This is a genomic window from Catenovulum agarivorans DS-2, from assembly GCF_000568405.1.
Classification (GTDB): domain Bacteria; phylum Pseudomonadota; class Gammaproteobacteria; order Enterobacterales; family Alteromonadaceae; genus Catenovulum; species Catenovulum agarivorans_A.
Genome location: NZ_ARZY01000048.1, coordinates 1 through 12,854, shown reverse-complemented (window position 1 = coordinate 12,854; position 12,854 = coordinate 1). Strand labels below are relative to the sequence as shown.

The window sequence follows — 12,854 nt, the reverse complement described above, 5'->3', positions numbered from 1 at the left end:
GGGTATGAAATCAGAACAAAAACTGATTTTCCAATTTATGCTTAGGTATGTAGCGCATGCCGCCATTATGACGGCAATACCGAGTTTAATTAGCCGTGCATTAAATAAACCTATAGATGTTGCTTATATATTTGCTATGTGTGCTTTAGCCGCTTGGATGACAGCCAAGTGGTTGGTTAGTACACATGTAATAACTGATAGGAAAGAATAAACTTTATAAGAAGGACTCAATATGAAACTTAAATCATTGAAATATATCGCCGCCGCAGGGCTCATAACCCTTGCTGGTTGCACTCAAACCAAGGTGACTCAGGTTGAATCATTCCCTGAATATGTTGCTGAATCAGACATCATCAAAAGCCCTAACGATACTCGGCAATATCGCTTTATAACCTTAGAAAACAACATGCGCGTATTATTGGTGTCCGATCCAGCAACACAGACGGCCGCTGTGTCGCTAGATGTAAGAGTAGGCAGTTTAAATAACCCTGTTAGTCAGCCTGGTTTGCTGCACTATTTAGAGCATATGCTGTTTTTGGGGACAAAAAGTTATCCTGAACCAGATGGGTTTAATAAATTTTTAAGTGAAAACGGTGGTGTGCGTAATGCCTATACCGCGCGTTCAAACACCAATTATTACTACCAAGTAGTCGATGGCAAGCTAGATGAGTCGTTAGCTCGATTTAGTGAGTTTTTCACTGCTCCACTGTTTGACAAGACTTATAGCGAAAAAGAACTGAGCGCGATTGATAACGAATGGTCGATGCGTAAATCAGATGACCAATTTGCAAGAATGTTAATTAACAACCAGACCAGTGCAGCAGGCCATCCTATTCATATTTTTAGCATGGGCAATAAACAAACGTTATCAGATAAAACAGATTCAGAGCTTTATGCACAAATGCGCGAGTTTTATCATATCTATTATTCGGCTAATTTAATGAACTTAGTGATAGTTAGCCAAGCTGGTTTAGATGAGCTAGCACAACTTGCTAAACAACATTTTGCCGCTATTAAAAACCACAATACACCAGAGCCTTTGGTGACTGCCAAAGGGTTAACTAAAAATGAGCTGAATCAACATATCTACCAAAAAACCATTAATGATATTAAACAGCTGATTTTGCAGTTTCCGTATAAAATCGACAATTACCATTGGCAAGATAAACCCTTTACTTATGTGCATAAGTTATTTAACAGCAAAGATGAAAATACCCTGTACGATTATTTAAGCAAACAAGGCTTAATAAATGGAGCGGGCATTGGCATGGACCATAGTTATTATGGTGACAATGGTTATATTGAAATTAGCTACTCACTCACGGATAAAGGCAAAAACAATAAAGATCAGATAATTGCTGCAACCCAAGCGTATTTTAAGCTAATACAAAACCAAGGCATTCAACAAAGTTATTTTGCTGAGCTACAACAAGTTATGCACAACAATTTTATCAACTTTAATATGCCTTCCCCATTGCGTTTAGCCACGCATTTATCCCCTATGCTGCACACCCAACCAGCCCAATACATAATCAAAGGCTTATTTGATGTTGGTGAGTTTTCCGAGCAGCAAATTAACCAGTTGCTAAGCCAAATTGATTTTAGCCAAATGCGTGTTTGGCACAGAGGTAACGATATAACCGCGACGCAACAACTCACTTACGCTGATGGGCAATTCGACACTCAAGCAATTAGCCAAGCAGAATTGAAACAGTGGCAACAACAAGCCGCGGCAATTAACTTATCTTTACCAGATAAAAATGAGTTATTGCAAACAGCGGATGCAACAAACGCTGACTCAGCGCCAAGCTCTGCAACCGCAGAAAAATTACTTAAACCCACTGCCATAGTAAATAAAAAAGGTGCATATGCTTGGTTGGCGCATAGCCAACATTTTCAGCAAAATCAGGGCTATATCGAGCTTACGTTAAATTCTGATTTAGCCGCATCAAACATTAAACAGTATATGGCAGCCGATATCCTCAAACATTTATGGACAGAGGCAACACTTGCACAAACCAATGCAGCGCAGCAAGCTGGCATAAAAGTATCTGTTGGTGAAGGCATGGATAAAAACTTAAAAGTATCGTTGTCTGGGCCAACCGAGCAACACTTAAAATTGATGACCAGTGTGTTTAGCAGCCTAATTGAGTTAAAAGTGGATGAAAGAATTTTTAACCAGAAAAAAGACGAAGCTCTTGCTTGGTTAACCAATCGTGACAACGACCCATTAACCGCGCAAGCACAAAAAGAAATGGGCTCGCTAATTCATGCAACTGCATGGCGATATCACGAACAAGCCAAGGCGCTTGAACAATTAACTTATCAAGATGTAGTAGAGCATCATAAAAAATTGCTCGCCAACAACGCTTTAAATCTATTCGCGTTTGGCAATTACCAACAAGCGGATATAAGCACAATAATGGATACCTTGTTGAGCAAGCTGCCCACAAACCGCCAAGCAGCAGATTTGTATTATCCTGCTGAGGTAAAGGTATCAGCAGCACAAAGCCAGTTGACCGCTGAACACACTGATGTTGCTATATTGCAACAATACTGGTTGCCAGAAAAATCACTGAAAAAGTTTAGTCAAATTCTAACCTTGAATGCCTTGTACCAACCTATGTTTTTCAAAACACTTAGAACGGACAAAGAGATAGGTTATGTGGTGGGCAGTTCACCTATGCAAATAAATCAATTTCCAGCTTGGGGGTTTATGGTGCAAAGTAAGTCGCATTCGGCCGAGCAAATAATTGAGCAAATAAATGCGTTTAACCAGCAGTTTGCCGCTCAATTAAAAATGCTGCCAGCGGCCGTGGTGAATAATTTAACCGCCAGTATTATTCAACAAATTAACCAACCGCCGAAAAATATCTACCAAGAAATGCATGCGTTTTTGGCAGACTTTAATCAAGGTAATTTTGAATTTGATTCACGTGAAACATTATTAGCCAATTTACAACAAGTTACCTTAGCGGATGTACAAAACATATTTGCTGAAGTGACTGACCCAGAGAAACACCAGTTGTATCGAGTTGAAGTGGTCGGTAGTAAGTTTGAGCCTGCAAAAGTGAAATAGCTTTGCTCGCCAGTTTTGCAGTATTTAGGTAGAAGCTTATACCTTATCAGAGAGATTAGATGAATGGGTTTAGGCTTCTTCTGGTGGGTATTACTTCCCTATGTTCAAGACGTTGAGCAATCTGCGCATTTTTTGCTGAAAATATTTTTTGTTGTAGGAAAAATAATATACTTGGCAAAGAGTTAGGGAATTTGTTAAAAATACAATAATGAGAAATATGCGGAGCAGGTTTAGCAGAAAATTGCGTAAACCGCGTATGTATAAATTGTTAGGTTTAGGGAAGTAGAGGTCCATGTTTACTCAAAACTATAGGTTGCTGACTCAAGAGGGACATTTGACTATGTCTAGTCTTCTAGGTGGATTAAACTCAATTAGAAATGCAAATATTGATGATACTCGAAGAGGTCTATTTTATTCTGGCTTATTTGAGTTAGCGACAGGTTTTGAGCGTTTAATGAAAATAGTACTTATTCTAGATCATAAGCTTAATAACAAGCTGAAAAACCCTACGAATAAAGAATTAAAAGCTTTTGGTCATAACATCAAAGAGTTATATGAAAGTTGCTCTGAATTACCAGAAAATTATGGGCTAAGGACAAGACTAAAACTCTGTGATAAGAAAAGTAAGATCGTTTCAACTCTTACAGAATTTGCTAAAGGGTCCCGGTATTACAATCTAGATGTATTAACTAATCACTCTAAAAATGAAGATCCAATTAGTCTTTGGTTATCGGTTATTGATGATCATATCTGGAGTCTTCGCAGTGATGTTCGTACAAAGTTACAAAATGACTCAATACAAGTTATTGACCGTTCAGGAATGTCTGGAAAATGGCAACAAAATGTAGATGGTGAATGGATTACAAAGATGGACTTCTATTATTTGATGTCTGCAACTGAAAAGGCAAATCCTCATATCGTGTGGTCAATTATTGAAACTCTCCATCCATTTCATGGGGTGTTAAGATACCAGTGCAACAAATTACAAGAATTGTATGCTGCACAAGATAAAGAAAATGAAATCCCCTTTATGTTTGAATTTTTTCCTTTTTTCCTAACACCTAAAAATTCAGCTCTTAGAAAGAAACAGTGGGCATGGGGAAAATAAGCCTAATAAGGCAAAACAAACAGACGCAATACGGCTGGCATCGTTTTTGCCAAAACAAAAAGCGGCAAAAACACTGCCAACCTATGTGCTGTTGTTTGCGGCGTTACGGAAAATCAGAAACTTATGAATAAAAATGCTGAAATTTGGCGTCAGTACTATGAAAAAGCATTATCTCGTCCACACTCAAAACGTACTGAGTTTGCAGTTCGACTTAATGAATCAAATCTCAAGGTAGCCACTGATTGTGGTTGCGGAACAGGCAGCGATATCCACTATTTAGAACAACAGGGTTTTCGAGTTCACGGCTTCGATGTTAACCCGGACGCTGTTGCTATTTGTCGAGACAGGTTTGGTGCAAAGTCGTTAGTGGACATTTCAGAGTCTTCGTTTGAGTCTTTCGAGTATCCAACATCTGGTGTTGTTATCGCAAATTCAAGCCTATTCTTTGCTGACCCAAACCAGTTTGAAACGACTTGGAACAATATTAAATCTTCAATTGAAGTCGGTGGTGTGTTTGCTGGTGATTTCATGGGCTTTAAAGATAGTTGGGCTGAAAACTATCTTAGTCCAACTACACCTCTGTCGGAATTAGAGGTAAAGGGTTTATTCTCTAACTTTGAAATAGTCAGATTCATTGAGCGTGATGAAAATGCCCAAACAGCATTGGGCAGAATGAAGCATTGGCATACATATTCCGTGGTTGCGGTGAAACGTACATAATCGGGTAGCCGAGGGTATCTAACCCCAGCCCCACAACACTAACATTTTTATTGATTTGCCAAATTGTCAGGTGCGCCTCTGACTTACCACGACATTGTCAGGTGCGCCTCCGGCTTACCAGACCTACAAATTATGCAAAGTTTGAGTTGTTTAAATGTCAGCTTGTTATCAGTTAGCTGACATTGAAATTGATACGCCTGTTTCTGCTTTTGACACATAGCTGACTGTCAGATTTGATTCAGTCCTGATGTTCGAATCTAACAGTTCAAGGTAACATCTATTCAATTTAACTGATGCAGCAAAACTACTCCATTAACTGATTCAACGTGTAATAAACGCTTGTTACCGACATCTTTTCACCAGCCTGATTGATTAAATTTGGAAAGTCTATTTGCACAACTTTGCCAGCGGTTAAATCTAGGTTTATATCAACACTGGTTTTGCTGTTATTCCATTTTATTGATTTCACAGGCAGTTGGGTTAATTCTTGTTTGGCAGAGCCATAATTGCTGCTGTACAAGTAATGCCATTGCTGCACTTTAATCTGTTTTGCAAGTGCTTGCGGGTTGCTCACTGCTTGGGTGAAATTTAGCTTAAACCCTGTTTTGGTTAGTTTGATATCTAATAGCTCAAATGGTGTTTGGCCATTCCATACAACTTTTTGTAATCCAAAAGCTTTGTCGCCTTGGGCTGACCAACCGCGGGTGGTTTGTGCAACCCAGAGTTGCCCTTGGTTATCAAATTTTGTGCGAATATTACCGCTTTGAAAGCCACTGATAAAGTTAATCACCGCCCCTTGGTACTGACCCTTTACCTTGTCTAACATCACCCTAAATATGTTTGACTGGGTTTGATCGCCAATAAACATTTGCCCTGCAAACGGGCCAAATTTACCAGCTGTAGTATCCCATTCTGGATTGCCGGGTGAGTTTGCCACTTCTTTATGTGGGATCCACACCACAGGTAGTTCACGCATTTTATTAAACTCAGCGGCAGGTGTTTGTTTAATACGTTCAAGGCTCCAGTCTGTTTTGTCTCGTAATGAGGTGGGGTGGCCATAAAATGCATCTTTTTTAAGTAAATGCAGTTTGGAGGTTTCAACCCAATCACCTTGATTGTCGGTAAAAAATACTTCGTTGTTGGGACTAATCCCAATACCTGCTGGTGAGCGTAAACCACTGGCGTATGGAATAAATTCACCTGAAGGCGTGACTTGATACGCCCAACCTCGGTAACCGCCTGCTGTGTCCATAGCGCCTAACGAAAATGCGCCTGGTGTGCCATGGCCCAAGTTGAGCGTGCCGTAATAATTTCCTTGTTTATCTTTTACTGGGCCAAAATTAAATTCGTGATAGTTGTCGTGAAACTGCCAGCCTGATGCAATGTGAATAAACTCATCCGCTTTTTTATCACCATTTGTATCAAGTAAGCGAGTTAATTCTGGTTTGTGTGCAATTAGTACAGAATTACCTTCTAACAATAAACCCGTTGGTTCGTGCAATCCTTCAGCAAATTGTGACCATTGCTTGTTATAGTAACGCCATACTTCTCCTAAGCGGGTGGCTACATAAACTTCGCCTTGTGGGTTTACATCTAACCCAGCTATTTGAAACTCAACTTTTTCTGGCGTGTTAATGGTTTCTATTGAATATCCTTTAGGTATGTAGTTGTTTGCCGCAATATTTGTTGAGCTAAATAAACAAGCTAGTAGCAGTGTTTTTATTGTTGGAAATTTCATTTATTAAGACTCTTTATTGAACGTTGGCTAAGTTAAGTTGCAAGCTAAAGCTTGAGTGTTTGGATAGGTCAATTTTGAATTTACCTGCGCTGATTTCGCCTTGTTTGCTAGATACAGTGAGTTTGTCTACTTGCGGTAAAACAAATTCAAGCATGCGTGCTTGGTTGGTATTGGCAGGTAATTTCTTCACTTGATAGCTTAAACTTAGTTGGTTTTTATTGTTGCTTGTGCCCGTTACTGCAAACTCATAACCCTGTTGTTGATAATAAAACTTTGGCTCGCCAATGGTTGTGTATTTGATAAATTGGCAGCTAGTGTCATTGCTTGGTTTTATTGCATGAGGTTGGTGAAATAGCCATTCACCCATGGCTAAACTGCCATCTTTACCACGGCCTTGAATGTTTGGCCCTACATCTAAAAACTCACCTTGCCATAGTCCAACAATGGCACAACTGCGGCTGTTAAAGGCGTAGTTAACTTTTTGTGGTAGGCCAACCAAAATTGAATGGCTGGGTAAATTTACTGCCTTTTTGCGTTGAACTCTGGCTTGATCTTTAACCAAAACTTCATGTTTGGAGTTGGCTAAATAGGCTTTGGCTTGCACACTGGTGGCAAATAACTTAACGCTTTGCGCTTGATTGGTTACAAAAAAATGCAGCCCGTTGCCTTGTCATTTGGGTTTGCCAACTGAGTTATAACGAATGGTGATTTGTTGTTTGCCTCGTTTTAGTGGCCATGCACGCTCGCCCCAAACGGGTTTGCTGTATGGTATTTTTTCACCGTCAACCCAAAGTTCAACTAAGGTTTGCGGGGGTAAAAATTGCACTTTAAATTGTGTGTCTTGATCGGTAGGTGCGTAAAAGTCACCCCTAGCTTCAATGATAAAGTTTTTAATTTCAGGCAAATCAAAGTTGATTAGGCCTGTTTTATATTGGCCTTGGCCGGCGATGGGGAGTGAGCCTATTGAATCAAAGCTTTTTTCAGCCTTTTCGGGGAATTGGTAAATTATGTAGCTGAGATCTCTGAAACCTTGTTGCTTCGATAATATAAAATCAACTACTTCATTTATTTGTGAGTCGCTCAAAATACCTTTAAACCCAGGCATACCTGCTTGGGCAAAACCTTGCTGTATATTGTTAGCGATTTGCGCGGGGTTGTCGCCATGCACCCATTGTGCATCCACTAAATTGAAACCGACTCCGCCGGTTAAATCTTTGCCATGGCAGGAGGCACAGTAACTCATAAAAGTTTTGCTACCTGCTGCAACAGGTTTATTGGCTAATACTTGTTTACTTGTGATTAGGCTCAAAAATAATGAAGTTAGCAGAGCTAGGATAAAACTTGGTGGCTTGGTTATTAGCTGCATAGTTATTTCTTTTTGGTTCGCTTTATTGTTAACTATATACAAAGAATTTGCGCATTCCAGCGTGTTATCTACTAAAAGCTGTATAAAATTTGCTAATCTCAATATGATTATTGATGAATTTGTATTTGAAATTTCGTTTTTGGATAACTATTTGTAATATATATCCAGCGTTCAGGTTGAGACGATTTATTTAATAACGAAGGTGCTAAATGAAGAATAAAATTATAGGTTTGTTGGCTATTACCACAGCTCTATTGCTGTCGGCTTGTATGTCCACAACCGAGCCTAAAGCCGACAAAATTAAAGTATTAATTATGGATGGGCAAAACAACCACGGGAACTGGCCTAAGTCGACAGTAATGATGAAGCAGTACTTAGAAGAAACCAATATGTTCACTGTTGATGTTGCGCGTACCGCTTACACATGGAAAGGTGATAAGCTAATTAAACAGTTTCCACTAGAAGATGGCAAAAAAACTCAAGCTTTACCACAACCTAAAGCGGATAAAAACTTTGCACCTCAGTTTGAAAATTATGATGTGGTCATCTCTAACTTTGGTTGGAAAGCGGCTAACTTACCACGTGCAACTGAATTAGCATTAGAAAAATTTGTCGCTCAAGGCGGCGGTTTTGTTTCTGTGCATGCGGCGGACAATAGCTGGCCACAATGGACTGAATTTAACAAAATGATCGGTCTTGGTGGCTGGGGTGGTCGTAATCATAAAAGTGGCCCTTGGGTTTATTACAATGAACACGACAAGCTAATTGTTGATCATTCTCCTGGTGGTGGTGGTTCGCATGGCCCGCAACAAGAGTTTATGATTAAGGTTAGGCAGCAACAGCATCCAATTATGCAAGGTATGCCTGAAAACTTTATGCATGCTAAAGATGAGTTATATGCAACTTTACGTGGCCCTGCACAAAATATGACGATATTGGCAACCTCGCTTTCACATAAAAATCCGAAAAAAGAGCCGCGCCATGAGCCTGTGGTTATGGTAATTGATTATGGTAAGGGTCGTGTATTCCACACAACTTTAGGGCATGGTGACGAAGCCTTTGAGTCAGTCAGCTTAATTACTTTATTGCAGCGTGGAGTTGAATGGGCTGCAACCGGTGAGGTGACTCAAGCACTACCTGATGATTTCCCAACAGCACAAGCTTCGAGCAGCCGTAAGTTTACTTTAAGCAAATAACAGATATTTTCCACAAACAAAAAAGGTGAACATATGTTCACCTTTTTAGTTAAACGGCCGTTTTAGCAACTCAGCTTGCGTTCAGGTTATATTACAAACCAGCCGCTTTTTTACGTGCGCTATGTAATTTTTTATAGCTGTCGATTAAACGTAAATGTCTGTCTAATCCTTCAAGTTTCATACTGGTTGGGGTTAAACCATAAAATTTAACTTCACCATTAATTGAGCCAACCACGTTTTCCATAACTTCGTCGCCAAACATTCGTTTAAAGTTAAAAATGAAATCATCTAACTCTAATTCTTCATCTAAGGTTACTTCTAAAGCAGCGTTGACCGCTTGGTAAAATAAGTTACGTTCAACTGTGTTGTCGTTGTATTGTAAAAATTCACCCACTAACTCGATTGCTTGTTCAAGCTCACCTACCGCAAGGCAAATTAGAATTTTTAGCTCAAGTATGGTTAGCTGACCCCATACTGTGTTTTCGTCAAACTCAATGCCAATCAGGGTAATAATGTCGATATAGTTATCTAGCTGGCTCTCTTCTAATCGCTCATATAAATCAACTAACTGATCGTCCGACAGCTGGTGGATATTTAAAATATCTTCGCGGTAGTGCAGCGCTTTGTTGGTATTGTCCCAAATTAAATCTTCAACTGGGTACACTTCTGAATAATCCGGCACTAGGATGCGGCAAGCACTTGCGCCTAGGTGGTCGAATTTAGCTACATAAGCTTCTTTACCTAAGTCGGCTAGAATACCGAATAAGGTCTCGCACTCTTGTTCATTAGTGCCAGAGAAATCCCACTCAACAAATTCATATTCAGATTTGCTGCTAAAGAAGCGCCATGAAATTACCCCAGTTGAGTCGATAAAATGCTCAACAAAGTTTTCTGGCTCAGAAACGGCCATGCTGTTAAAGGTAGGTTTTGGAATGTCATTTAACCCTTCAAAACTACGCCCTTGTAATAACTCAGTTAAGCTGCGCTCTAGCGCCACTTCAAAACTTGGATGCGCGCCAAAAGAAGCAAATACACCACCCGTTTTTGGATTCATAATGGTGACGCACATCACAGGGAATTGACCCCCTAAAGATGCATCTTTCACCAATACTGGAAAACCTTGCTGTTCTAAACCATCAATACCCGCAACTATGCTTGGATATTTGGCTAATACTTCTTTTGGTACATCTGGTAAAACAATTTCTTGTTCGATAATTTGGCGTTTAACCGCGCGTTCAAATATCTCAGATAAACACTGTACTTGCGCTTCAAAAATATTGTTACCTGCGCTCATACCATTGCTTAAAAACAGGTTTTCAATAATGTTTGATGGAATATAAACAGTTTCACCATCGCTGTGGCGTGTGTACGGAATACAACAAATACCACGTTCAACATTGCCTGAGTTGGTGTCGATTAAATGCGAGCCTTGCAGCTCGCCATCAGGGTTAAAAATGTCTAAACAGTAGTCGTCTAACATGCCGGCTGGCAGTGAGTCGTCTTCGGTTAATTCAAACCATTTTTCATTCGGGTAATGGACAAACTCAGCATTGGCTATGTCTTCACCCAAAAATTGGTCGTTGTAGAAAAAGTTACAGTTTAACCGTTCGATAAACTCGCCCAGTGCGCTACATAAGGCACTTTCTTTGCTAGAGCCTTTACCATTGGTAAAACACATAGGCGAAGCGGCATCACGGATATGCAGCGACCAAACATTTGGTACTATGTTGCGCCATGATGAAACCTCAATTTTCATACCTAAATCAGCTAGCTGCTGAGTCATATTAGCTATGGTTTTTTCTAGTGGTAAATCTTTACCAACAATAAAGGTTTGATTATTTTCATCTGTATCAACCATTATCATGGCCGAGGCGTCTTGTGCTAAACTTTCTACCGCTTCAACAACAAACTCAGGGCCTGTTTGCACTACTTTTTTAACTGTGCAGCGGTCGATAGAGCGCAAAATACCGATGCGATCTTTTTCTGAAATGCTTTCTGGAAGTTCTATTTGAATTTTAAATTGCTGCTTGTAGCGGTTTTCTGGGTCAACAATATTGTTATGTGCTAAACGAATATTGTCGGTTGGAATATCCCGCGCTGCACAATACACCTTAACAAAGTAGGCGGCACACATAGCGGATGAAGCCAAAAAGTAATCGAATGGACCCGGCGCAGAGCCATCGCCTTTGTAACGAATTGGTTGGTCGGAAATGACGGTAAAATCGTCAAATTTGGCTTCAAGGCGTAAGTTGTCTAAATAATTTACTTTAATTTCCATCAAAAATTCCAATTCACTAGGTGAGTGTTTAACATATGTCTTCAAAAAAGCTTGGGTATATTATCCAATTTTTTACAGCAGACGTCTTGGATAAATCTAATTTTTTCGCGTGGAACAAAATATGACAGATACAAAAGAACTAGAAATCACAGATATTGTGGTGGGTGACGGCAAAGAAGCGGTTAAAGGTGCATTAATTACTACCCATTATGTTGGTTACTTAAATGACGGTAGCAAGTTTGATTCATCAATCGACAAAGGCCGCCCGTTCCAATGTGTAATTGGTACAGGCCGAGTAATTAAAGGTTGGGATCAAGGCATATTGGGCATGAAAGTAGGTGGCAAACGCAAACTATTTGTACCATCACATTTAGCTTACGGCGAACGCAGCATGGGCGACAAACTACCAGCCAACTCAGATTTAACCTTTGAAATAGAGTTATTAGAAGTATTAACGCGCGACGATTAGTCGCGTACCTATGCCAGCTGGATGTGGTAAACGCAAATTTAAAAAAGGTAACTAAATGCTTGCGCTTATAATAGTTTTAGCAACATTATTTTTTCTGAGCTTGCTACTACACTTGTTCATTAGAAAAATCGCTAAACAGATCCCGCAAGATCCGAAAATTCATTATTACCAGTCTGACAGGGTTAGAGTAAAAAACGCTGTTTATGGGAAGAGTGAATTTTCTCTATTAATCAAGCAATCCGATAAAACCATAATCAAACTGCTGGTTTCAGCAAGAATAATTATTGTCATTGGTTATACTTGGAATTTTGTCGCTTCTTGAATGTGCTTTCTACCTACTCAGAGGTAAGGTTTGGATTCAATTTTTATAATTGCTTTTGCCGTGTCAGTACTTTGGTTAATTGCAGTGGTGCCTGTAACCTATGTAAAAGAATTACTCAGGTTTGTCGGTGCTGTATTACCTTTAATTTTGTTCATGCTTGGTTATATCGACAACGATGGAATTACAATCATTTTTGTCGGCCTCTGCTTTTTTGGGTTTCCTGTATTGTCTACTTCCCTGCTTAAATAACAAACTATTTCCCTGCTGTTCATTGCTGTTTTTGCATACGAATTCATAAACCTACTTTGTGAAAATAATGTTTAACTGTTGGCGCAAAGCTAAATACTGAAGTTGGATTCTTTAGCAGCTTCTTGCCTATAACAACAAATAAAATTTAAAACAGTTGAACGCACATAGAAAAAATAAAGGTAAAAATAACAATAAGGTAGTAGATGCATTTCCGTTAAGCAGCATGCAGTCAGGCATGTATTTTCATTATCAAATGCACCCTGGTGAAGCTGTCTACCATGATGTATTCACCTTTGATTGAACTGGTTTAATTGAGCCGGACACTTTAA

11 protein-coding genes are annotated in these 12,854 nt (G+C 39.5%); 7 read left to right on the top strand and 4 right to left on the bottom strand.

What is annotated here, in order from left to right:
* Window positions 1-4: 4 nt before the first annotated feature.
* The 4 genes from DS2_RS17630 (at window position 5) to DS2_RS17615 (ending at window position 4,907) form a co-directional block, all read left to right on the top strand.
* The gene (locus tag DS2_RS17630; RefSeq protein WP_035016296.1) at window positions 5-211 is read left to right on the top strand and encodes a hypothetical protein; all 207 of its coding nucleotides are present in this window, start codon (window positions 5-7) and stop codon (window positions 209-211) included.
* 21 nt (window positions 212-232) lie between these two features.
* Entirely contained in the window at window positions 233-3,079 is a 2,847-nt protein-coding gene (locus tag DS2_RS17625; protein WP_035016295.1) for an insulinase family protein, read from the top strand.
* A 292-nt stretch (window positions 3,080-3,371) separates the two neighbouring features.
* Entirely contained in the window at window positions 3,372-4,187 is an 816-nt protein-coding gene (locus DS2_RS17620) for a hypothetical protein (protein ID WP_035016294.1), read from the top strand.
* A 123-nt stretch (window positions 4,188-4,310) separates the two neighbouring features.
* Entirely contained in the window at window positions 4,311-4,907 is a 597-nt protein-coding gene (locus tag DS2_RS17615; RefSeq protein ID WP_035016293.1) for a class I SAM-dependent methyltransferase, read from the top strand.
* A gap of 304 nt (window positions 4,908-5,211) precedes the next feature.
* Here DS2_RS17615 and DS2_RS17610 read toward each other — a convergent pair whose 3' ends face one another.
* The 3 genes from DS2_RS17610 to DS2_RS20090 all read right to left on the bottom strand — a co-directional run bounded on the left by DS2_RS17610 (window position 5,212) and on the right by DS2_RS20090 (window position 8,011).
* Window positions 5,212-6,645, bottom strand: a complete 1,434-nt coding sequence (locus DS2_RS17610; protein WP_035016292.1) for a DUF7133 domain-containing protein — start codon at window positions 6,643-6,645, stop codon at window positions 5,212-5,214.
* Window positions 6,646-6,658: 13 nt separating this feature from the next.
* On the bottom strand, window positions 6,659-7,249 hold the full coding sequence (locus DS2_RS17605; RefSeq protein WP_035016291.1) for a hypothetical protein: 591 nt from the start codon (window positions 7,247-7,249) through the stop codon (window positions 6,659-6,661).
* Between the two features lie 66 nt (window positions 7,250-7,315).
* Entirely contained in the window at window positions 7,316-8,011 is a 696-nt protein-coding gene (locus DS2_RS20090) for a c-type cytochrome (protein ID WP_152537640.1), read from the bottom strand.
* 209 nt (window positions 8,012-8,220) lie between these two features.
* Here DS2_RS20090 and DS2_RS17595 point away from each other — a divergent pair, with 209 nt between their 5' ends.
* Window positions 8,221-9,207, top strand: a complete 987-nt coding sequence (locus tag DS2_RS17595; RefSeq protein ID WP_035016290.1) for a ThuA domain-containing protein — start codon at window positions 8,221-8,223, stop codon at window positions 9,205-9,207.
* A gap of 91 nt (window positions 9,208-9,298) precedes the next feature.
* Here the strand turns inward: DS2_RS17595 and DS2_RS17590 are convergent, their stop codons facing one another.
* Window positions 9,299-11,485, bottom strand: a complete 2,187-nt coding sequence (locus DS2_RS17590) for an OsmC domain/YcaO domain-containing protein (protein ID WP_035016289.1) — start codon at window positions 11,483-11,485, stop codon at window positions 9,299-9,301.
* Window positions 11,486-11,606: 121 nt separating this feature from the next.
* Between DS2_RS17590 and DS2_RS17585 the strand changes: the two genes are divergently transcribed.
* Complete coding sequence (locus DS2_RS17585; protein WP_035016288.1) at window positions 11,607-11,954, top strand: FKBP-type peptidyl-prolyl cis-trans isomerase; 348 nt, start codon at window positions 11,607-11,609, stop codon at window positions 11,952-11,954.
* 352 nt (window positions 11,955-12,306) lie between these two features.
* A complete protein-coding gene (locus DS2_RS17575) occupies window positions 12,307-12,525 on the top strand; it encodes a hypothetical protein (protein WP_035016286.1) in 219 nt (72 codons plus the stop codon).
* Window positions 12,526-12,854: the final 329 nt, after the last annotated feature.